The organism is Bacteroidota bacterium (assembly GCA_018816945.1).
Lineage (GTDB): Bacteria > Bacteroidota > Bacteroidia > Bacteroidales.
In genome coordinates this window covers 1-22944 of the sequence record JAHIVC010000017.1, presented here as the reverse complement: position 1 = coordinate 22944, position 22944 = coordinate 1, and the positions used below count along the sequence as shown (strand labels likewise).

General features: G+C 34.7%; 20 protein-coding genes. 18 read left to right on the top strand and 2 right to left on the bottom strand.

Annotation, left to right across the window (positions count from 1 at the left end):
* The first annotated feature begins 2 nt into the window (after nt 1-2).
* The 7 genes from KKG99_03185 (at nt 3) to KKG99_03155 (ending at nt 8001) form a co-directional block, all read left to right on the top strand.
* Nucleotides 3-1157, top strand: coding sequence for a glycosyltransferase (locus KKG99_03185; protein MBU1011986.1), 1155 nt, complete (start codon nt 3-5; stop codon nt 1155-1157).
* A gap of 172 nt (nt 1158-1329) precedes the next feature.
* Entirely contained in the window at nt 1330-1902 is a 573-nt protein-coding gene (locus KKG99_03180; GenBank protein MBU1011985.1) for a D-sedoheptulose 7-phosphate isomerase, read from the top strand.
* Nucleotides 1899-2603 (top strand): hypothetical protein, encoded by a 705-nt coding sequence (locus KKG99_03175; GenBank protein ID MBU1011984.1) that lies wholly within the window; start codon nt 1899-1901, stop codon nt 2601-2603. The genes KKG99_03180 and KKG99_03175 overlap by 4 nt, the downstream gene beginning before the upstream one ends.
* Nucleotides 2575-3162 (top strand): HAD family hydrolase, encoded by a 588-nt coding sequence (locus KKG99_03170; protein MBU1011983.1) that lies wholly within the window; start codon nt 2575-2577, stop codon nt 3160-3162. Before KKG99_03175 ends, KKG99_03170 begins: the two co-directional genes overlap by 29 nt.
* On the top strand, nt 3159-4610 hold the full coding sequence (locus KKG99_03165) for a sodium:solute symporter (protein ID MBU1011982.1): 1452 nt from the start codon (nt 3159-3161) through the stop codon (nt 4608-4610). Before KKG99_03170 ends, KKG99_03165 begins: the two co-directional genes overlap by 4 nt.
* A 4-nt stretch (nt 4611-4614) precedes the next feature.
* Nucleotides 4615-6795, top strand: a complete 2181-nt coding sequence (locus KKG99_03160; GenBank protein MBU1011981.1) for a glutamine synthetase III — start codon at nt 4615-4617, stop codon at nt 6793-6795.
* A gap of 48 nt (nt 6796-6843) precedes the next feature.
* Complete coding sequence (locus KKG99_03155; GenBank protein MBU1011980.1) at nt 6844-8001, top strand: DUF4831 family protein; 1158 nt, start codon at nt 6844-6846, stop codon at nt 7999-8001.
* A 106-nt stretch (nt 8002-8107) separates the two neighbouring features.
* On the opposite strand, the gene KKG99_03150 is transcribed toward KKG99_03155, so the two are convergent.
* Both KKG99_03150 and KKG99_03145 read right to left on the bottom strand, forming a co-directional pair.
* Nucleotides 8108-8827, bottom strand: a complete 720-nt coding sequence (locus tag KKG99_03150; GenBank protein ID MBU1011979.1) for a LytTR family DNA-binding domain-containing protein — start codon at nt 8825-8827, stop codon at nt 8108-8110.
* Nucleotides 8828-8832: 5 nt separating this feature from the next.
* Nucleotides 8833-9900: a histidine kinase gene (locus tag KKG99_03145; GenBank protein MBU1011978.1), complete on the bottom strand. Its 1068-nt coding sequence runs from the start codon at nt 9898-9900 to the stop codon at nt 8833-8835.
* A 255-nt stretch (nt 9901-10155) separates the two neighbouring features.
* Here KKG99_03145 and KKG99_03140 point away from each other — a divergent pair, with 255 nt between their 5' ends.
* The 11 genes from KKG99_03140 (at nt 10156) to KKG99_03090 (ending at nt 22908) form a co-directional block, all read left to right on the top strand.
* A complete protein-coding gene (locus tag KKG99_03140; GenBank protein ID MBU1011977.1) occupies nt 10156-10650 on the top strand; it encodes a nuclear transport factor 2 family protein in 495 nt (164 codons plus the stop codon).
* Nucleotides 10651-11017: 367 nt separating this feature from the next.
* Complete coding sequence (locus KKG99_03135) at nt 11018-12967, top strand: prolyl oligopeptidase family serine peptidase (GenBank protein MBU1011976.1); 1950 nt, start codon at nt 11018-11020, stop codon at nt 12965-12967.
* Nucleotides 12968-13022: 55 nt separating this feature from the next.
* Complete coding sequence (locus tag KKG99_03130) at nt 13023-13982, top strand: hypothetical protein (protein MBU1011975.1); 960 nt, start codon at nt 13023-13025, stop codon at nt 13980-13982.
* A gap of 188 nt (nt 13983-14170) precedes the next feature.
* Entirely contained in the window at nt 14171-14626 is a 456-nt protein-coding gene (locus tag KKG99_03125) for a nuclear transport factor 2 family protein (protein ID MBU1011974.1), read from the top strand.
* Between the two features lie 67 nt (nt 14627-14693).
* Nucleotides 14694-16334, top strand: coding sequence for an ankyrin repeat domain-containing protein (locus KKG99_03120; protein ID MBU1011973.1), 1641 nt, complete (start codon nt 14694-14696; stop codon nt 16332-16334).
* A 50-nt stretch (nt 16335-16384) separates the two neighbouring features.
* Complete coding sequence (locus KKG99_03115) at nt 16385-17194, top strand: CPBP family intramembrane metalloprotease (protein ID MBU1011972.1); 810 nt, start codon at nt 16385-16387, stop codon at nt 17192-17194.
* A 25-nt stretch (nt 17195-17219) separates the two neighbouring features.
* Complete coding sequence (locus KKG99_03110) at nt 17220-18110, top strand: hypothetical protein (GenBank protein ID MBU1011971.1); 891 nt, start codon at nt 17220-17222, stop codon at nt 18108-18110.
* A gap of 29 nt (nt 18111-18139) precedes the next feature.
* A complete protein-coding gene (locus KKG99_03105) occupies nt 18140-20341 on the top strand; it encodes a CocE/NonD family hydrolase (protein ID MBU1011970.1) in 2202 nt (733 codons plus the stop codon).
* 144 nt (nt 20342-20485) lie between these two features.
* Nucleotides 20486-21400 (top strand): hypothetical protein, encoded by a 915-nt coding sequence (locus KKG99_03100; protein MBU1011969.1) that lies wholly within the window; start codon nt 20486-20488, stop codon nt 21398-21400.
* A 100-nt stretch (nt 21401-21500) separates the two neighbouring features.
* Nucleotides 21501-22319: a CPBP family intramembrane metalloprotease gene (locus KKG99_03095; GenBank protein MBU1011968.1), complete on the top strand. Its 819-nt coding sequence runs from the start codon at nt 21501-21503 to the stop codon at nt 22317-22319.
* Nucleotides 22320-22488: 169 nt separating this feature from the next.
* Nucleotides 22489-22908, top strand: a complete 420-nt coding sequence (locus KKG99_03090; GenBank protein MBU1011967.1) for a hypothetical protein — start codon at nt 22489-22491, stop codon at nt 22906-22908.
* The last annotated feature ends 36 nt before the right edge of the window (nt 22909-22944 follow it).

The following is a 22944-nucleotide window of genomic DNA, read 5'->3' as shown; positions in this document are numbered from 1 at the left end:
TCATGACTAAGCAAAGAAGTGTTATTATTATTGGTTCTGCTTATCCTCTAAGGGGAGGTGGGATTGCTACTTTTAACGAACGGCTTGCGAAAGAATTTGTTGATCTTGGTTTCGATGTTCAAATCGAAACATTTAAATTACAATACCCTTCTATCCTTTTCCCGGGTAAGACGCAATATTCCGATGAAGCTGCACCCGAAAACCTGAAAATCAATGTCAGTATTAACTCCATAAATCCGTTTAACTGGATTAAAATTGGAAGAAAAATAAAAAAATTAAAGCCTGATTTAGTGGTCATACGTTTCTGGATTCCATTTATGGCACCCTGCCTTGGAACAATCGCCCGGATCATCAGGAAAAACAATATTACTAAGGTTGTAGCCATTGTTGATAATATTGTTCCGCACGAAAAGCATTTTGGTGATCGATTTTTGGCAAATTATTTTGTGAAAAATGTAGATGCTTTCGTAACAATGTCAAGATCTGTTTTGGCAGAATTGGAAACCTTTGATCAGGCAAAACCAAAAAAATACACGCTCCATCCTTTGTACGATAATTTCGGAGATCAGATCCCAAAGAAAGAAGCACTTGCCAAGCTTAAACTGTCGGAAGACTATAGGTATATTCTATTTTTTGGCTTCATCCGTCAATATAAAGGTTTGGATTTAGTACTGATGGCAATGGCCGAAGATTGGGTTAAGGCACAGAACATTAAATTGATCGTTGCAGGTGAGTTTTATAGTGATTCAAAACCTTATTTTGATTTGATCGAACAATTAGACATCAAAGATAAAGTAATCATGCACAATGATTTTATTCCGAATACAGAGGTGGTAAATTTCTTTTGTGCTGCCGATATTGTGGTACAACCATACAAAACCGCAACACAAAGTGGAGTTACACAAGTTGCCTATCATTTTGATAAACCTATGATTGTGACGAATGTTGGAGGCTTGGCAGAAATTGTACCTCACGAAAAAGTGGGTTATGTTGTTGATGTCGATCATAAAGAGATTGCAAATGCGATAAAATTATTTTACGAAAATGATCCTTCATCTGCCTTTATTAATAATATTAAATACGAAAAGAAAAAATATTCCTGGGGGAAAATGATCGAGGTGATCGAATTGCTTCAGCAAGAGATTAATAAAAAATAAAAGATACAATCTTTTTCCTGAAAAATAATAAGATAATGGTATTGATATTTGAAGATCAGGCTTTCTGAGTTTCTTTTTTAATACATTATATTTGCCGAGAAATCCGTAAGGCTGCAATTTAGCCTAGCAAGTCAATTTTATACTGTTTTAGCGTATTTTAAATTTTGAATTTATGAAGATAAAAGAGGCAATATTGGAGTCAATATTCATAAAAAAAACACTTTTAGAGTCTCCTGAACTACTAAGGAATATTCAAATTTCAGCCGATCTTTGTGTGAATTCGTTAAGGAACGGTGGTAAGATTTTGTTTTGTGGTAATGGCGGAAGTGCTGCTGATGCGCAACATTTGGCAGCCGAATTGAGTGGTAAGTTTTATTATGATCGTGATCCACTTGATGCTGAAGCACTGCATGTGAATACATCTTATCTGACAGCAGTTGCAAATGATTATTCGTACGATGAAATCTATGCAAGATTAATCAAGGCAAAAGGTAAACCGAAAGATGTGCTGATAGGAATTTCTACATCCGGAAATTCGGCAAATATTATCAGGGCAATGCAGATGGCAAAAAGTATAGGGATGAAAACAATTGGTTTGACCGGTGAAAGTGGAGGTAAATTAAAGATGGTTTCCGACTGTTTAATTAATGTTCCATCGACCGATACTCCTCGAATTCAGGAAGCGCATATTTTGGTGGGCCATATTATTTGTGAGATCATTGAATCTGAAATGTTCCCAAGATGATAAAAGAAGCCATTATTTTAACCAGCGGGAGGTATCAGACCTTGGGGGGCAAAGAACTTCCGGTTTCAATGCTGAGGTTCAATGATAAATATCTATTGGAGTATCAGTTGAATTATCTTGACTTTTATGGGGTAAACCATGTAATAATAGCTGTTGGTGATGATAAGGAAATGATTCATGAATTTTTTGGCAATAATTATAAATCCATTCAGATTGAATATTGTGAGAATTCGCATTTACTTGGAACAGGAGGTGCCTTAAAGAAGGCATTTGAAAGCGTGATGGGTCATACAGTTTTTGCGTTGAGCGGTGATCTGTTTTTCGATGTTAATTTGACAAGATTTGAAGATTTCAGAAGAATAAGAGAAGCTGCTATTTGCATAGCCACAAGATTTATTGATAGCACAACCCGATTGGGATCAGTGGTGGTTAATGAGCAAAATCGTGTAACAGGGTTTTCAGATAACGAGGATCCATTTAGTGATGATTTTATGAATGGTGGTTTCTATTGCATAAAATCAGCATATTTTATGAATAAAAATACACCGGAAGTGTTTTCATTTGAAAAAGAATTTTTGGAGGAAAATTATAAATCTGATCCATTTTACGGATACAGATGCTATTCAACATTTTTAGATCTGGCAACAAGTATTGATTGTAAAAGAGCAGCAAATGAATTTAGTAAATTACCATATCGATAAAAGCTGGACCTTATTTTTGGATAGGGATGGGGTGATTAATCGTCGGATTAAAGATGATTATGTTAAATCAATTGCTGAATTTGTTTTTCTGGAAAAAGTGCCAGAATCTCTTGAAAAATTGACGAAATTATTTGGCAGAATTTTCATTGTAACAAACCAGCAAGGTGTTGGTAAAGGATTGATTAACTTGAGTGATCTGCAGATAATTCATACATTTATGTTGAATGAAATTGAAAAAGCAGGAGGCAAAATTGATCAGGTATTTTTTTGTCCGGAATTAAATGAAACTAATCATCCCGATCGTAAACCACAAATTGGGATGGCCTTGAAAGCTAAGGGTGAATTCCCTGAAATTGATTTTTCAAAATCAATAATGGTAGGCGATTCAATTTCGGATATTGAATTTGGAAAAAATGCAGGAATGAGAACGGTATTCGTTTCAGCAAAACATAAAAAAAATGATGAAATCGGTGTAGATGCTATATGCGTATCTTTATCAAATTTTACAGATTTAATAATAAATAAACATTCATCAATAATAAATAATCATTCATCTTGAATCCTCAACTAATTTTATACAGCTTTTTAACTTACACTTTTTTGCTGTTTGTTATATCATGGTTTACTTCCAGGAAATCAAATAATGAATCTTTCTTTGTAGGCAATCGAAAATCTCCCTGGTTTGTTGTCGCCTATGGAATGGTGGGTGCTTCCTTGTCGGGAGTAACTTTTATATCAGTTCCGGGTTGGGTTGGCGATACCCAATTCTCGTATATGATGGTTGTATTTGGTTATGTATTGGGATACATTGCCATTGCCACGATTTTATTACCCATGTACTATCGGTTAAGGTTGACTTCCATTTATTCTTATCTGGAGCAGCGTTTAGGGTTTTGGTCGCATAAAACCGGGGCATTTTATTTTTTAATTTCCAGAATTATAGGTGCATCTTTCAGAATGTTTTTGGTCATCAATGTGTTACAAATATTCGTATTCGATAATTATCATGTACCATTTGCCCTGACATCCGTCATATTTATGCTGCTAATTTTGCTGTATACTTTTAAAGGTGGAATAAAAACGATTGTTTGGACCGATACCCTTCAAACCACTTTCATGTTGGGAGCAGTGGTTTTTTCATTGGTGATCATAGTTCAGGGTTTGGGCTTAAGTTTTTCTGAAATTATCGGAAAAGTATTCGATTCGGATTATTCCCGCATTGTTTATACCGATTGGCAGGATCCAAAAAACTTCATTAAACAATTTTTTAGCGGTGCATTTATAGCCATTGTCATGACCGGACTCGATCAAGATATGATGCAGAAAAACCTGAGCTGTAAAAAATTGCCCGATGCCCAGAAAAACATGATCACATTGAGTATCGTCCTGGTTTTTGTTAATTTGATGTTCCTGTTTTTAGGGGCTGCTCTATTTATTTATGCAGGATCAAAAGGAATTACTATTCCTGCATTAACCGATAATTTATTCCCTACCATTGTGCTTCAGCATCTTGGTGCTGTTGCCGGAATTGTATTTATAATTGGCATAATTTCAGCGGCATATTCCAGTGCCGATGGGGCACTTACTGCACTAACAACGTCATTTAGTATTGATTTACTTCGACTTGATAAGCTTCCATATGATGAAGCAAAAAAGATCAGACTCAGGAAAATAGTCCATTTATCAATGGCAGCTCTCCTTATTCTCGTGATTGTTGCTTTTAGTGCCATAAATAACGAGGCCGTCATTTCAAAATTATTTACCATAGCTGGTTATACCTATGGTCCGTTGCTCGGATTGTTCACCTTTGGCTTATTTACACAACGAACACTGAAAGATAGATGGGTTCCTCTGATTGCCATTCTGTCGCCAATTATTTGTTATATTGTAAGCGAAAACTCCATTCAATGGTTTAATGGTTATCGTTTTGGTTTTGAATTACTTATTCTGAACGGAATGCTTACTTTTACGGGTTTATTTATCATGTCGAACAAGAAAAAATACTAATCTAATGAACAATTTACGTTTTAAAGCACTTGATTTTATCAACACTAGAACTGCTAAAAAGTCAACTCCACCTACAGGGAAATTGTCGGAATATTATGGGACATCGACCTTTAACAAAAGGGCGATGCGCGAATTTTTACCTGTTGACGCTTTTGCTAATATTATTAATGCCATTGAAAGCAATGAAAAAATTGATCGTAAAATGGCTGATCAAATTGCCGCATCGATGAAGGCATGGGCAATTAGTCATGGTGCATCTCATTATACCCATTGGTTTCACCCGTTAACCGGTTCTACTGCTGAAAAGCATGATTCATTTATGCATCCGATTGAAGAAGGAAGAGCAATTGAACGTTTCAACGGATCTGAGTTGATTCAGCAGGAGCCCGATGCTTCTTCTTTCCCGAGTGGAGGAATAAGAAGTACTTTTGAGGCCAGGGGCTATACAGCCTGGGATCCTTCATCACCGGCATTTATTATAGATGATACTTTATGCATTCCTACTATTTTTGTTTCATATACAGGTGAAGCGCTTGATTTTAAGACCCCGTTGCTGAAATCGCTAAACGTTATTGGAAAATCAGCTGTTGATTTTTGTAAACTTTTTGGAAATGAAGTTAAAAAAGTGACCCCCACACTTGGTATTGAGCAGGAGTATTTTTTGGTTGATTCAGCCTTACATGCTGCCCGACCTGATTTAGCATTAACCGGTAGAACGGTTTTCGGACATGCATCGGCAAAGGATCAGCAGCTATCAGATCACTACTTTGGTACCATTCAGGAACGTGCGCTGGAGTTCATGAAAGATGTTGAAATTGAATCTTATAAATTAGGTATTCCTTTAAAAACCAGGCATAATGAAGTTGCACCGAACCAATTTGAGTGCGCACCTGTTTTCGAAGAAGTAAACCTTGCAGTTGATCACAATCAAATGTTGATGCACCTAATGCAGCGAATTGCAAGGCATCATGACTTGGTTGTATTATTGCACGAAAAACCATTTGCCGGGGTTAACGGATCGGGTAAGCATAATAACTGGTCGATGGCGACTGATACCGGTGAAAATTTATTGTCTCCGGGAAAAACACCGAAAGCGAAATTACGTTTTATCGCATTTTTTGTGACAGTTTTAAAGGCCATCAGCAATAACCCTGATTTATTAAGGGCAAGTATTGCAGCTGCTGGTAACGATCACCGATTAGGAGGGCATGAAGCTCCACCTGCGATTATTTCAGCATTTATTGGTGAGCAGTTATCCAAAACACTCGACGAAATTGAAAAGACAGGTGGAATTACTAAAGCAACTGCCTCAGATCATAATATATTTATACCCAAAATCCCTGAAATTTTTCTGGATAATACCGATCGGAATCGTACTTCTCCATTTGCATTTACAGGCAATAAATTTGAATTCAGGGCCGTGGGCTCTTCAGCAACTTGTGCCAAACCAATGATTGTTCTAAATCTGATGGTGGCTGATCAACTCAAAAAATTCAAGAATGAAGTAGATGCCCTGATCAAGAAAAAATATAAGCGAAACGATGCTATTTTAAAAGTGATCAAACAATATATCATCGATTCGAAGAAGATAAGATTCGAAGGAAATAACTATAGTGATGAATGGATTGCTGAAGCCAAAAAGAGGGGCCTTGCAAATATCACTTCAACTCCTCCTGCTCTGAAAGCATACATCTCGAAGGAAACGATCGATTTATTCGAGCGAAATAATATTTTAACGGCAAAAGAACTTGAGGCCAGATATCAGATCAATCTTGAAAATTACACTAAGAAGATTCAGATAGAATCAAGGGTTATGGGTGATTTGGCAAAAAATCATATCATCCCGATTGCCATCAGATATCAAAATACTTTAATTGAGAATACCTTAGGATTGAAGCAGGTTTTAGATGAAAAAACTTATGTTGGATTATCAAGAAATCAAATTCAAACGATTAAAGATATTTCGGAGCATATATCTCAGGTTAAGATGAAAACCGATGAAATGCTGGAGGAAAGAAAAATTGCCAATAGAATAGAAGATTTTGAATTAAAAGCCAAAGCTTATAATGAAAAGGTTGTTCCTTATTTTGATGAAATCAGAGATCATGTTGATAAACTTGAACTTCTGGTGGATGACGAATTATGGCCCTTGCCAAAATATCGGGAATTATTATTCTTAAGATAGGTTCAAAATTCGTATTTTGGTATTCAAATTTGACTTAAAAATTAAGTTATGAGATACAAGTATGTTTTTTTATTCGTCATTATTCAGTTATTTTTTATTCAGGCATTTGCTCAAATAAAAGTTCACCGCATTGGAACTTCAAATACTTTGAATACTAAGGATGGACTGTTTTACTCACTTCCGAGAACACTATTAAAGGTTGATGTAATTGTTGAATTGAGGGAAAATATTCCCGGTCCGTTGCATGAATATGCTGAAAAATATCTGGGCCTTGGTAAGGTAATTCAGGAACAAAGTTCTCATTATGAAATCAAGGAAGTGCGAATAAGTACCTTCACTCAACCTGATCCCGAACAATCATTTTTTGTATATATCGATAAAAAATCGAAGGAAGATAAATCATTTAACTTAAGTTTAACAAAATCAGGGATTATTAAAGGGGTGAATTTGTCGAATACAGTAGGGCAGGTAAATTATGAACAAGTGAATGTAAATCTGGATTCTAACAACGAGAAATCTTTATTTAATTATTTCGCCGATCACAATTTTTATCAGCATATTGATACGATAGTCAGAAGAATAAGTATAGATACAGCTTCATTTGAGCAATATTTTTACAATACCACTTGGCTTGAGAAAAACCTGGAGCAAAAAGCAAAAGAAACATCTGAATTTATAGCTAAACTTCGTGAAAACCGATTTTTGTTGTTGACAGGCTATCAGGAAACAAATTATGCCGGAAGTATGGTCTATATGGATACCGAATTGAAAAAAATGGAAGCAGAATACCTTTCACTTTTTATAGGCAGAACTAAAAAGGAACTGATTTTAAAATCATTTGTTTATTTGCCTCAAAAGAATGCTACTGGTAACCAAATGGTTTTTAATTTTTCTGAAAAGGAGGGATTTATAAGTGGTCCATCTCGAGGTACCGGAGTGCAAATAAAAATCATTCCCCAGCAAAATTCATCTGCAATCGATCGGTTTGTACAAGCTGTTACTACAGTTGAAGCAAGCGATATAAGCGGCTTCTATTACTGTATCCCTGAGCAAACTAATATTCAACTCTTATATAACGGTGAAATTATTCATGAAACTCAAAAGTTGATCAACCAGTTTGGAATTGTTGTGCAAAGCCCATCATTAAAATCAGAAATTGAATTTGATACCGAAACCGGAATGATTAAAAACATTAAGGTGAGATAGCTAATTTGTGAAGGGGCAATCAGAAAAGTTTAGCGCGACCTATGCGACTATTTGAGAAGCATGATTTGTAGTCGTTTATTTAGGAAACCAAATATACTTTTATCGTTTATTTCTTCGAATATGCTATAGTTTGGTTGACACTCTCTTTATAGGACCTGCCAATAGGTATTTCCTTATCTTGTATTAGGATTGTTGTAGAAGTGAATGCATTGATTTTATTGATAGAAGCTATGTAGGATTTATGTGTCCGGATAAAATGGTTTATATGTAAATTCGATTCATATTCATGCATCGTTTCTTTCGAAAGATAAGTCTTCTGAATCGTATGAATCTTTACATATTCGCCATATCCTTCAAAATACAGGATGTCATCCAAATTGATTTTATGAATCGTTTTTCCATCCTGAACATAAATAAAAGTCTTTTTAATTTCAGAGTCAGATACTGTTGTTTCTAGATTGATATTTTTAGCCAGACGTTCGCAGTATTTATTGATCGCTTTTAAAAATCTTTCGAATGAGATTGGTTTTAAGAGGTAATCGACAACATTGAGATCAAAGCCTTCAAGTGCATACTCCCGATATGCCGTAGTTATGATAACATAAGGTGGATGCGGCAGTGATTTAAGAAATTCCAAACCGGTTATTTTGGGCATATTAATATCGAGAAACATCAGATCGATATTTACAGTTCTTAAAACGTCAATCGCTTGTATGGCTGATTTGCATTCGCCCACTACCTCAATAAAATCAAATTTAGAGACATGTGATTTTATTAATTTGATAGCAAGGGGTTCATCATCAACAATAATGCATTTAGTTTTCATGGATATTATAGTTGAATTTCAAGTGTAACACTATAACTGTCAATTCTTTCTTCTATTACCAAAAGATGTCTTTCAGGATAGATAAGTTCGAGCCTTTTCTTTGTATTTTCAATGCCAATTCCTGAATTAGATAGTTCTGCTTCGTTTGGCTTACTGTTTTTTACCTTAAAATTAAGATTTCTTCCATCAACTTTCATAGATATATCAATCCAGGTGTTACCGGTGGTTTTGCTGGCACCATGTTTAAAGCTATTCTCTATAAAGGAATGCAGGATCATGGGTGCTATGAATTTACCATGAAAATCTCCAGAGATGGATACATTTAATTTTAAACTTTCATCATATCTTAATTTTTCGAGTTCAATATAACTATTGATAAATTCCAATTCCTTTTCCAATGATACCCTCTCGCTCCTGCAATCATAAATAATATAATTTAACAAATCAGCTACTTTAATGATAACTTCAGATGTTTTTTCAGATTTTTGAATGGAAAGAGAATATAAATTATTCAATGTATTAAATAAAAAGTGAGGATGAATCTGACCCTTGAGAAGTTTAAGTTCTGCTTCACGAAGCTTAAGTTCAGTCTCTAGTTTTTCATTTTTATTCATTTCACTCTGGACTGCTGTAATCCTAAGTTGTTTTAAAAATTTTACTCCTGCTAAAGGAACAATGTCGAATATAAGGATTAACAAAATTGACAGGAATTCATTATAAAAATTGTAAGAAGTATGTGTGTCATGAATAATGGGTGACACATAAAAAGTTACGATGGCATTTGAGAAAAACGGATAGACAAGTAATACCAATAGTTGCAGGAAAATATAGCTTCTGATTTTATTCTTGAAAAAATATTTGGGAATCAGGTAGTTGACACTAAAATAGGTAAAAAGCATTCCACCTGGCAGAAAGGCAGCATTCTCATGCAGCATGTCCAGAAAATCTGTGTAATTATTATTTGACCAAAATATCAGGGTAAAAAATAAAACATTTAATGTCCAGTATAACGCATGATAGTATATGTATTTATAATTAGAAAAATGAAGTATACCGAACCTTTTAGTTTTCATCTATAATCATGATTATTTAGACAAATGTATTATTTCTTAAGGTTATTTATTTCATCAATTTCAATATTATTTCCAAAATACAAGAATGGACCTATAAAATGCAATTTATCACGCATGAACGGGGTGGAAATTAGGTTTTTTACAAAATTAATTATTTAACTGTCATTGATATAGCTCTTTTTGTCATTGATAGATTATTAATTTTCAGAAACTACATTCATTCTATTTTTAGAAAAATTATAAAAAAATTATAAAATGAAAGTTGAAAAAAATATGCTGATCAGCTTATTGCTTGTGATGCTTTTTGCTTATTCCTGCAATAATTTAACACCCACTGTTGAAATCAACAAATCAGCCGAAATTGGGCTAATTGAAAAAGCCATTCATGGAGCCATTGGTTGGGCAAAGGATAAAGATTTTGAATTGCTCTATGGCATCATTGCAAATGATTCAAATTATTTGGAAGTTGGTCCTGGTGTGAGAATTACCCTAGGATTTAACGAGTTTAAAAAAGCAGAAACGTTTTGGGGCAGCCCAGATTTTAAAGCAATCAGTTATGAAATCAGGGATTTGAAGATATCTGTTTCTCAGTCTGGTACAGTTGCCTGGTACTATTGTGTCCTTGATGATGTGAACGAATGGAAGGGACAACCGGCAAGCTGGATGAATGCCCGTTGGACAGGCGTTCTGGAAAAGAGAGATGGGCGATGGGTCATTGTTCAGATGCATTTTTCATTTGCACAGAAGTGACAAGAATTTGTATGTGTTTTTTATCAAAAATGATAATTTATGTAATAAATCTGAAATCAATATTTAAACTAATGTTATAGTGACCAAAAGTGTTCAATATCATTCATCTAGTGAATCATTATCGTACAATTAATTTAAAATATCTGAAGGATTTTAAGGTCATCTTATTGATTTACAATATCAAAAAAAAATATGGTACTAAGATTGTGCATCATTATATTATAAATATTTTTTTCTAAGTCATTTATAAATAAATATTCTATGAAATCGAATTCCTGCAATTTATTATCGAAAGACAATCCTACCAGTAAAATAGGACTGATTATCCAAATTATTTATCATATAAAATCTTCTTAAAATTAAATCAATGAAAAGGAATAATCTAAAAATGATCATCATTGGATTTCTTTTAATCCTGTGTTCTCAATTATCTTTAGCCCAAGTCGGTAAAGTAAAATTGGCTGATGGCAAGCACATCCCTGCCGAATTATTTTTTAAACAGGAATTAAAGTCAGATTTCACCCTATCTCCAAACGGCAAGATGCTGGCATATATCACGCATGAAGAAAATCGTCATAATCTTGTTGTACAGACCATTGAAAATGGTAATCTTTTATCGGTTACATCCGATTCTGTGTCAAATTTTCCTGCCATCAACGGGTTCAGTAAAAGACCATATTATTGGATAAATGATGATCAACTGGTTTTTTGTAAGGACAGTTTAGGGAACAGAAGATACAAAGTTTTTATGGCCGATATTTCAAAAAATGTTGTGAAATGTCTGACTGATTTCGCTAATTCAAATTCTTCAATCATCACGATTCATTCCGGAACCGAAAATGAAATATTAATTGCTTCCAATAAAAGAGATCCAAGAGCAACAGATATCTATCGTCTGAATGTATTAACCGGTAGCCTAGAGCTAACCTTCCAGGATGAAGGTGGGTTGAAGATGTATTTTGCAGATAATGATGGAAAAATCAGAATAGCAAGAACACAAATGGGTATCATGAAGTTTAATGCAGACAAAAATAAATTTGATCTGGCTATTCCAACAACCTTAAATGAGTCCTTTTATCCTTTAGACTTTTCGGCTGATAACAAGTCAATTTATGCTTATTCAAATATTGGAAGAGAGCGAATGGCCATCCTTGAATATAATCTTGAGCTGATGAAAGAAGTAAGTGTAGTTTGCGAAAACCCGCAATACGATATCTGGAGTTTAGAGGAAAGTAATGATGTAATTTCTGAAACTGCACAACTCAATTATTCATGGGAATTCAAAAAACCGCTTTATGCTAATTATTATAGCGAAAAATACGAGCTGGTCTTTTTTGATAATGAAACCCAAAAAAGGTTTGATGCCATAAAACGAATTTTGGGAGATTATGAATATAAAATGATTTCCTATTCAAACGATTATAATAAAATTTTATTCAGAATTAGCAGTGGGGGCTTAAAGGGTGCCTATTATTATTTTGATTATCCGGCAAAAAAGGCAGAGCTTGTCTGGAGGCTGAGCAATTGGTTGCCTGAAAAGAACATCGCTGAAGTAAGAAATATCAGTTTTACTTCAAGAGACGGATTGACAATGAACGGCTATCTTACGGTTCCGTCCGGCTTAAAACTCAAGAGAGCACCTGTGATCATAAATGCTCATGGTGGTCCTCACCTGAGGGATATCCCGGGATACAATGATGTAAACCAGTTTTATGCTAATCTGGGTTATGTTGTAATGCAGATCAATTACAGGGGTTCAAAAGGATATGGAAGCGATTTTGAGAAAATGGGCTATAAGCAATGGGGCCTAAAGATGCAGGATGATATCATTGATGGCGTAAACTGGCTGATCAAAGAAGGAATTGCCGACAAAGAGAGAATTGCGATTTATGGATATAGTTCAGGTGGCTACAATGCACTCGCCGGACTTACATTTACTCCTGATCTGTTCGCCTGCGGGATCAGCGTGAGCGGAAATGTAAATCTATTCCCTTATTACAAATCCATTCCTAAAAACTATCAGGAAATATTTGGCGATCCGGTAAAGGACAGTATTCAGTTTGTGAATACTTCCCCCTTATTCCATGCCGCAAATTTGGTATATCCATTAATGATTGTCAATGGTGCCAGAGACCGTGGAAACCCAATCAATGAAGTGGATGACTTTGTTTCGCAGCTCAAAAAGAATGGAACGGAGGTTGAATATCTTAGGTTCGAGAATGCAGGCCATAATATTATGAATGATTTGAAATTAAAAATCGAAGTTTTTAAGACTGCAGAGGCATTTTTTGAGAAACATTTAGAAAAGGGAAAATGATGTGGTGTTACAATTAAAATCATACATTATCAGGTTGTTATAAATAGTTTTACAAATGAAAAAAAAGATTAAAAAATTATTGTTTTTACTTATTGCAGTGCTAATGCAAAATATGTCTGCCTTTTGCCAAACCAATCAAACAGATTTTCCGGTTTTAAAAGGTTCTTATCTTGGCCAGACTCAACTTGGGGATAAGAGCCAGGTTTTCGCTCCGGGATTTGTCTCGACCGAATATGGGGAATTAAATGCAGTATTTAACAGTGATGGGACGGAATTCTACTTTTCACGACGGGGTATACCCGGAACAAATACGATGCTTATGGTTACCAAGTTGATTGATAACGAGTGGACAAAACCTGAACCAGTCAACTTCTCCGGCACAAATGATGATATAGATCCATTTATTACTTCCGATGGAAATTCGATGATATACTGTTCTGGTAAGGTTCGGCACCTTGAAGGCAGGGCGTTTATGAATCACGATTTTTGGATTTCGGAACGCGAAGGGAATAAATGGGGTGAACCCGTTTTGTTTGCCAAAGAAGCTATCTCCGAATTCGAGGACTATTTTCCCATTGTAACAAAAAATGGGAATCTATACTTTAATTCCCAAAGGGGAGGGCAGGGAACCAATGATATTTTCTGTTCAAAATATGTGAATGGCCAATATACTGCTGCCGAAAAACTTCCCGAACCCATTAATTCACCACATCGTGAATTCGACGCTTTTTTATCCCAGGATGAAAAAATAATGATCTTTTCTTCAACCAAACCGGGAGGATTTGGAGCATCAGATATTTACATCAGCTGTAAAAAACCTGATAATTCCTGGTCGGAACCGACAAATCTGGGAAATGACATTAATTCAGCTGCGTCTGAATATGGCGCAACAATTACTCCCGATGGCAATTACTTTTTTTATACCAGTACACGGAATGGGAATGAGGATATCTTCTGGACCTCCGCAAAAAACATTAAAGAAATAGTTCGAAAATTTGAAAAACAGGAACTATAAATTCATAAGTATGATTACACCTAATATTTTATTGCAGATTGGATCGATACTGCATGTTTTAAGCAAAATGAAGTTCAATAATCTATTCAGGTAATTTGTATTAATTTATTTAACCAAAACAGATTGATAGTACTTTTTGAGCATCGATAGAATAATAAATACTTAATTTTTAACCAAATCTTATAAAAATGAAAAACTTAATCAACCTTTTAACAATGACCATCATGGTTATTGCATTACCTATTGCCTCACTTGCACAAGAAAATCAGGAAAATGAGAAAGAAGCCATCAAGAATGTTATCGTTACTGCATATGTCGATGGAATTTTTAACGAGGGGAATGTGAATAAGATTAAAGCCGGCTGGTATCCGGAGTGCGATATAAACATCTATAACGTACTGAATGATACTTGTACAAAATCAAAAGCTTTCAGGTTTATCCCAATGTTTGAAAGAAATCCTGTAGGGTTAACCCCGGGCACAACGTACAAAATACCTATGGTGCATATTACAGGATATGCTGCCATCGCAATTGTGGAAATATACCATAAAGAAAAGCAAATTTATACGGATTATATGAACCTGTACAAGTTTAGGGATGGATGGAAAATTGTAACCAAAACATTTTATGCATTTCCGAAATAGGTGATTATCCCAATACGATGGCTTTGATGTGATGGAAGGAGTAAATCTCTTTAAAATCTAATAAAAAATGAAAACACAAAAAATATTTTTTTTATTCGCTGTGCTGTTAATTTTTGTTATCAACACCCAAGCCCAGGAAATATTCGATGCCATTCGCAATGGCGACCTTACAAAGGTTAAAGAACTTGTCGAAAAAGACCCCCAACTTGTTTCAATCAGAAATGCTCGTCAGTCAACTCCTCTGCATGTTGCAGCAGCATATGATAATGATGAGATTGCTAGTTATTTAATAGACAAAGGTTCGGACATTAATCTCCCAAATGGAAATTTTTACTCCCCACTAATGTTTGCAGGAATTAAAGTTACAAAACTGCTTATTGAAAAAGGTGCTGATATTAACTACAAGTCACAATTTGGCTGGTCGGCAATGGCTGAAGCATTGTCGAGAGGTAGAATTGAAGTTGCAGAATATCTGATCGAAAGTGGGTTTAATATCCCTGATCCAAAGACTACAGAAGGTACAAATTTGCTAATTGCGGCTCTTAAAGTGGGATGTGTCGACTATTTTGAGAAATGTTTGCTGTTTGGATTAAACCCCACTTTTGAAAGCGAAGCCAAAAGTAACCTTATTCATTTTGCCGCCGAAAGCAATTCAACTGAATTGGTCGCAAAATTGATTGAATTCGGGGTCCTTGCAGATAAAACAAATATTTATGGTTGGAATCCTCTTCATATTGCAGCATATAATGGCAATAAATCTATTGTTGATCTGCTTATTAAAAAAGGGATAGATAAAAATATAAGAACAACGACAGGAAAAACCGCTTATAATCTTTCAAGTGAATCAAGGATGACATCCGTTGTTAATTACCTTGATTCAATTGGAGCAGATAAAAGTCCGCAGCAGTTTCCGGTAATTAAAGGCGATTATCTTGGACAGGATAAACCCGGTAAAAAGGCAGTTCCTTTTGCTCCCGGAATTCTGGCTGCTCAGTACAATTACCATAGTTCCATTGCATTTACTCCGGATGGAAATGAACTTTACGGGAAATCAATGGTGCCAATGAGCTTTTTGTTTTCTAAAAAAATTGATGGTAAATGGACAATTCCCGATACGCTCACAAACATGAACTATAGTGATGTACCATTCATTTCTCCAAATGGGAAGACATTTTATTATCTTTCTATGCAGCTGGTTCAAGGACAGCCTCCTATAGAATTAATTTATGCAATGGACAAAACGAATACAGGTTGGTCCGAACCATATCCTTTACCCGAAATAATCAACTCTATTCCTGGGATACACTGGCAGTCGTCTGTTGATAAAAATGGCAATTTATACTTTGGTGCCAGACAAAATGGAACTGTATCCTCAAGAATATACTGTTCTGAGTTCAAGAATGGCACATATACTGAACCCAAAATAATAGATAACCTGAAAGAAGTAGAAGCTCATTCACCATTTATTGCACCTGATGGCAGCTATTTAATTATCTCAACTTTAAAAGAATTACAGATCTTATTCAGGAAAAAAGATGGTAGTTGGACAAAAGAGAAGAGTTTAACGGATATTATTGGATGTGAAGGTCATTGCCCAATTGTAACGCATGATGGAAAATATATGTTTTTCGTTCATAATATCGGCGATAAATTTATTCCTTATTGGGTGTCTGCAAAATTTATTGAGGAGTTAAGACCGAAGGAATGAGTTAAATTATGAGTTATGAGTTAAAAGTTAAGAATAAAAAGAAAAAAATTATGAAAAAATTTCTGGTCAAAGCCGACTGGTGGTTTTATTTTATCCTTACATATTTTTTAAGTTGGACTATTTGGATATTGGGGGATAGTTTATTGCCAAAAGATTTAACCATAATTACAATGCTTTTAGGAGGATTTGGTCCATTTGGTTCAGCGATAATCATGGTTAGGTTCAGTAATGGTAAAACAGGTCTAAAAGATTGGTTTAAAAAAACATTCAATTTCAGAATTAATTACAAATGGTATATAATAGGTGCTATTATTCTACCATTTGTAATTGCGGTTACGCATCATGTTATTTATTTAGCTATTGGAGGTAAATCAGGTTTGATTTTTAGCTATAAATGGTTATTTTACTTTGTTGCCATTCTACCAACAGCATTGCTAACTGGCGGAAATGAAGAACCAGGTTGGCGAGGATATATTACTCCTGTATTAATGAACCGTTTCAATATCTACGTTGTTCATTTAATTGTTGGATTTGGTTGGGCTATTTGGCATTTACCTCTTTACTTTCTTGGAAATTGGGATGGGGGTGACCAATCTTTTATTTGGTTCATTCTTTATTGCATTCCGCTATCAATAATATTAACTTGGCTTTACTACAATTCAAAGAAAAGCATTATTCCAGTGATGTTACTACATGCAGGAACAAACGTAGTATTTAGATATTTCCCAATGGAAACTCATGTTTTCGATTTCGTGAAGGATGAATTTACCTTAATAAAAACAATTGTTTATTTCCTTATGGCAATCATTATATTAATAATATCAAAGGGAACCCTTGGATATACAAGTATTCAAAAGTAATAATAAAATAAAAATTTGTAAAAAAATGAAAATACGAATATTAATGATATTATTTGCAATCTTATTGCAAGTTTCAATTGCTTATTGCCAGAGCAACCTAAATGAATTTCCAGTATTGAAAGGCAAATACTTCGGACAAATCCCTCCGGGAGATACGGCTAAAATATTTGCCAAAGACCTAATCTCTGAAAAGGGACGGTTCGAATTTGGAGTAAGCTTTTCTCCCAATGGAAAAGAGTTGCTGGTTGGTACTCAGGAGCGTGATACTGCTTCAGTTATATACACCAAAAAAACAAAAAATGGTTGGGCTAAACCCAAAAAGACCTCTTTGTCGAATGGCAAGTTCACTAATGAAATGGAGCCTTTTTTTACTCCAGATGGGAAGCAAATATATTTTGCTCCGTTTAACCAATGGGACCGAATACGATTATGGAGTGTGGATATTTCTTCTCAAGGTTGGGTGAATCAAAGAATACTTGATACAGTTGTAGCTGCATTTCCAGCATTCTACCCTGTTTGTTCCTCAAATAAAACACTTTATTACAGCAATATTGATGATCGTAAAATTTATAAGTCTAAGTTCCAAAATGGAAGATATGCTAAACCTGAATTGGTAGGACTCCCGTTCGGTTTTCATTGTTTTATAGCCCCCGATGAGAGTTTTGCACTGATTGACGGCGACTTAAATGGTTTAGGCGAAAGTGATATTTGTGTCGTTTTTAAAAATAAAGCTGATCAATGGGGAAAGCCTATAAATTTAGGCAAACGTGTAAATAGTGAGTACAGTGAAACCTGTCCGGCCCTTTCACATGATGGTAAATACATTTTCTTTAGCCGCTATAATGAGGTGAACGAATTATCAGATATTTATTGGGTCTCTGCAAAAATTATTGAAGAGTTAAGGTTAAAGCAATAATAAATGTTAAAACAAAAAATTAAAGCAAAATGAAAAAATTACTATTCCTTATTCTTATTGGGCTAACAATAAAATTGAACTTGTTTTCTCAGCAAAACGGTAAAATTAATCTTGCAAAGGCCTTGTATGATGATATTCAGAATGTTGGATTTGAGATAGCAATTAATAAGTGGGATCAACTTAAATCAGATACAACCCATTATTTAATCAATGTTAATGAACTGATTTGTTTAGGTAATAATCTATTAAAAGAGAACAAAACAATTGAGTCTCTTAAAATATTTGATATTTGTACAGAATCCTTTCCAAATTCATATTGGGCATTTTATCAGGCTGGCAGAGCCTATATGACTGCAGGCAACTTCGAAACTGCAATTGAATTATTCAAAAAATCTAATGTAATTAAGGATTGGTTTGTAACTCAAAGATTCGTTTACACATTAAAAAATTACACAAAAACAGTTGTTGATATTCCCATGCGTGATGGAATTAAGCTGAAAACAATTATTTATAGTCCTAAAAGTACAACAGAAAAATTTCCTTTTCTGTTAGTAAGATCCCCTTATGGTATTGGGCCTTACGAAAAAAATACTTATAGAAGTTTGCCTGGACCAATGTGGTCTTTCGTTACAGAGGGCTACAACTTTGTTTTTCAAGATGTTCGCGGCAAAAGAATGTCGGAAGGCGAATTTGTTGAAGTCAGACCCTATAATCCTGAAAAGAAGTCAAATAAAGATATTGACGAAAGCACCGATGCCTTCGATACTTTTGAGTGGTTGCTAAATAATATTCCCAACAATAATGGAAAAATTGGTATGGTAGGCGGTTCATATCATGCATTTTACAGTCTGATGGCCTTGCTGTCGAAACATCCTGCATTGGTGGCCGTTTTGTCTGAAGCACCAATCACCGACTGGTTTATTGGTGATGATTTTCACCGGAATGGGGCATTTCATTTGTTACAAGCAGTTAATTTTTTTAAAACGAATGGCGTTCCTCGTTCAAATCTAATCTCTGAATCACCTGAAAGCATTTTAAAATATTCTTCACCTGATCTCTATTCATTTTTCTTAGGTGTTGGACCACTTAAGAATTGGAATGAAAAGTATTTTAACGATAGACTTCCATTCTGGAATGAAATGATGTCTCATGGCAACTATGATCAGTTTTGGAAAGAAAGAAACATCAGGCAATATCTCAGAAATATCAATACAGCCGTTTTGAATGTTGGGGGGTGGTATGATGCCGAAAATCTTTTTGGAACGCTAAATGCATATAAAACCATTGAAAAAAACAGTCCAGATAATAAAAATACAATAGTTATGGGGCCTTGGTTTCATACGGATTCTTCCCCGTTTGGCGAAGAAAGATATTCTGAGATTCTGGTTAACAAACAAACAACAAGGCAATTTTACGATGATTCAGTGATAGTGCCCTTTTTCAATTACCATCTGAAGGGAAAAGGGAAATTAAATTATACCGAAGCTCTAACATTTGATGTAGGTAAGTTAGAATGGCACCAATTTCAATCGTGGCCTCCAAAAAACACCTACGAAAAAGCATTATATTTCTCAGACAACAACAAACTTTCGGATGTGAAAAATGAAGTGGCTAAAACTAGCTTTGATGAGTATATAAGCGATCCTAAAAAGCCTGTTCCGCATAGCTATAAAATTGAAAATGGATGGGATTCGCACTTTATGATAACTGATCAACGATTTGCAGCGCGAAGACCAGATGTTGTTTGTTACGAAACAACAATACTTGAAAATGATCTGACTTTACTTGGTGAAATCGATGTTGAACTATACGTTTCGACAACAGGAACTGATGCCGACTGGTTTGTGAAAATTATTGACGTATACCCTTGTAATGAACCAGATTTCAAAGGAATTTCTGAAAAAACTCATATGGGAGAATACCAATCATTAGTTCGTATGGGAGTTATGCGGGGAAAGTTCAGGAATGGTTTTGAGAATCCTGAGCCATTTGTTCCAGGAAAAATAACAAAAGTGAAATTTAAACTCAACGATGTCTGCTATACTTTCAAAAAAGGACATAAACTAATGGTTCAAGTTCAAAGTTCATGTTTTCCATTGTTTGATATTAACCCACAAAACTTTATTAATATTTATGATGCTAACGAAGATGATTTTCATAAATCCACGCATTGTATTTTTCGTTCTGTTAAGTATCCATCTTGTATAAAATTTCGGGTTATTAATGATTAGCATTTAAAGGATAAAATCAATATTGGTTAATTAAATCTTTTTAAGTAAAGAATGAAATCTGATGATAATTCAAGAAGATAATGATTAAAAAAAATAAATAGAATAGAATTAAACAGAAGAAATAGTTTATTAAATAGACATAATATGAGAAAAGCAGCATTTACCCTGATTCTAATACTATTGCATATATTGCAAGCAATTTGCCAAACCAGCCAAAAAGATTTCCCTGTTTTAAAAGGTGCCTATCTTGGTCAAAAAACACCAGGATCAATACCTGAATTGTTTGCTCCTTACCTAATGACCTCACCCCAGGGTTACCATACTCCAATTATTTTCTCACCAGATTTAAACGAAGCTATTTGGCGGCCTATGAACAGAGAAATAAATCAATTGTATTACTCAAAAATTGCTAACGGTATTTGGACAGAGCCGGTAATCTTAAATTTTGGTGAAGGATTCGATCCATTGGATCCTTTCTTCTCATACGATGGCAAAAGAATCTATTTCCTCTCTTTTCACCCGGATATAACTGGTGGAGTAGAGAGGGAAAGGATTTGGTTTGTAGAGCGACAAAAACTTGGATGGTCGAAACCAAAACTTATTGATGATGTAATATGCCAGCATCCAACCCACTGGGCTTTTTCGCTTGCCCGAAACGGGAATCTTTATTTTACTTCAGAAATAAGTGGCAGTAGCAATCAGGATATTTATATCTCTGAATATAATGGTGGTAAATACCAGGAACCTAAAAAACTCGATGCCAACATTAATAGTGATGGCAAGGATTTTACCCCTTATATTGCGCAAGATGAAAGTTACCTGATTTTTGCAAGAAATGGAGTTGATACCAAAAAATCAGATTTGTATATAAGCTTTAAAAACAAGGACGGAAGCTGGTCAAAGGCAATTAGTTTAGGGAATTATATAAACTCAGACAAACACGATCTGGCACCTTATGTAACTCCCGATGGAAAATACCTTTTCTATATCAGTCAAAAGGAAGTTATGAATGGGATGCACTGGGTTTCAACAAAAATTATTAATGAGTTAAAGTTTTAATTAAGAGAACAATAAGATTTGATAAGTCCAAAAAAACAATTAATAGTGAGTATTTTATTAAAAAATTATAAAACAGTTGTTAACATTTAAAATAAGTATTATGAATATTTTAGCTAAAATTCCAAGAACCTGGCAACGTGTTGGGTTGTTTGTTGTCCTAACTTATGTAATAAGCACTCCATTTATGTTTTTGGCAATAATAAATGGAAGTATGAATGCAGCGCATGGGCTATATGCTTTGGGTGGGATGTCTAGTCCTTCAGTTGCAGCGCTTATAACTGTACTTATATTCAAGAAAGAAGTTGGCAGCTTTGGTTGGCATTGGGGAAAATGGAAATATCAAATATGGAGCATTTTAATCCCATTTTTTTACTGTCTTATTGGGTACAGTCTTGTGTGGCTTCTTGGATTAGGCAATTTACTACCTGAAAAAGTTGTCTCTAGGCTTGTTCCTCTCGCAATTTCTTTAACAATGGGTTGTATATTTGCACTCGGTGAAGAAATTGGATGGACTGGATTTCTAATTCCACAAGTTGCGAAGGAATACGGATTTACCACAGCGGCTTTTACAAGAGGAATAGTATGGTCAGTGTGGCATTATCCGATGATTATTTATGGGATCTATGGCAATCAATCAACTCCATTATGGTTCAACCTGTTTTGCTTTACAATTTTTCTAACCGGGATTAGCTTCATATTCACATGGCTTCGATTGAAGTCAGGAAGTCTTTGGACTGGTATGTTTATCCATGCAAGCCACAACGGTTTTATTCAGTCATTCTTTACACCAATCACAGGTACCTCTTTAATTACGGGATATTTTATTGGCGAGTTTGGAGTAGCACTCACGTTAATATCTATAGTATTAGCATTTCTTTTCTGGAGAAAAAGAACCAATCTGCCAACTGAAGTAGTATAATGGTAAAACCCTTTGAATATATCAATTAAAGATAATGCAATTACTATAAATTGAAAATTGATAGAGCCTTAGTTGACATAACTAGAATTGTCTAGCCATAAGTTCTTTCTTATGTTTTGGATTAAATCTATTGAAAACTCAAGCTATATTAATTTAAGAACAATTTGAAATGGAAAAAATAATAGTTTTATTGGTAATGCTTATGGTTGTTTCGATTGCAAATTGCCAAACAACTCCAAAAGAATTCCCTGTTTTGAAAGGGCCATACCTTGGCCAAAAACCTCCAGGAATAGTTCCGGAATTATTTGCACCTGATATTGTATCTCGTTCTGAGTATTTTGAGCATAGTGCTGCAATTTTTACTCCCGATGGTAATGAGGTTTACTGGGCGGCAAAACCAAATAGTGAGAGGTTTTATAGAATTTATTGCATGAAAATGGTTGATGGAAAATGGTCAAAACCTGAAGTAGCCAGCTTCTGTAAGGAAAATGAATATTATCAACAATTTACGCTATCGCCGGATGGGAAAAAACTCTATTTTACCAATGGAGAGAAGTTACTATATGTCGAAAAACAAAAGAATGGCTAGAGTTCGCCATCAGATGTGCCAGCAATAATTACATCT